The 1,013-nt window shown below is 26.9% G+C and carries 1 pseudogene; it reads left to right on the top strand.

What is annotated here, in order from left to right:
- A pseudogene (locus tag AMN80_RS01780) lies at positions 1-920 on the top strand (tetratricopeptide repeat protein); the annotation flags it as partial.
- Positions 921-1,013 lie beyond the last annotated feature (93 nt).

The raw sequence follows: 1,013 nt of genomic DNA, 5'->3' as shown, positions 1-1,013 counted from the left end.
AGGAAATTGTAAATTTTTCAAGAGACTTAGAAATAGACATTGCGATTGATTTAATGGGCCATACAGGTGGCTTTGAAAATCGTATGGAAATATTTTTAAAAAGATGCGCTCCTATTCAAATAAATTTTTTAGGTTATCCAGGGACTTCAGGAACTGATAAAATAGATTATATTATTGCCGATAAAAACCTAATTCAAGAAGATGAAAAAAAATTTTATTCAGAAAAAATAATTTATTTACCAAACTCATATCTACCCTCGGAAAAGGATCGCCCTGTATTAGAAAAAAAATTAACAAAGCAACAATTTAAACTACCTGATGGTAAATTTATTTTTTGTTGTTTTAATTCTAATCAAAAAATTTTTAAGACAGCTTTTAATCTTTGGGTAGAAATTTTAAAAAAAACTCCCAAAAGTGTATTATGGCTTATTTCAAAAAATGATAAATTTGAAAAAAATTTGAAAAAAGAATTTGAAAAAAATAAATTAAATTCTGAAAGAATTATATTTAGTGAGCCGGTGTCCGTGAAAGAATATTTAGCAAGATTTAAATTTGCAGATTTATTTTTGGATACTTTCCCTTACAATGCTCATACCACGTGCAATGACTCTATATGGGCAGGTGTACCTGTTTTAACAAAGATAGGAAAATCATTTCACAGCAGAGTTGCCTCAAGCTTATTAAAAACAAGTGGTTTAGAGGAATTAATTACCCATTCAGATGAAGAGTATGTAAGCAAAGCTGTAAAAATTGCAAATGATGAAAAATATTTAAAACAACTAAAAAACAAATTAAATACTTTTAAAGATGTAAATCCGTTATTTGATAGTAAGTTATATACAAGAAATTTAGAGCAAGCGTATGAAATAGTTTTTCAAAATCACTTTCATAAAAAAAATCCAGACGACATTTATTTATAATTTAACTCCTGACCCTTTCAAAAATTTTGCACTTTCATCTAAAGGCCATCTAGGTCTTACGGAGAAATTTAATTTATAAAATTTTTTTTTTTT

Source organism: Candidatus Pelagibacter communis (assembly GCF_001179985.1).
Taxonomy (GTDB): domain Bacteria; phylum Pseudomonadota; class Alphaproteobacteria; order Pelagibacterales; family Pelagibacteraceae; genus Pelagibacter; species Pelagibacter ubique_J.
Note: the sequence above shows the minus strand (reverse complement) of the source record. Positions and strands in the feature narration are given on the sequence as shown.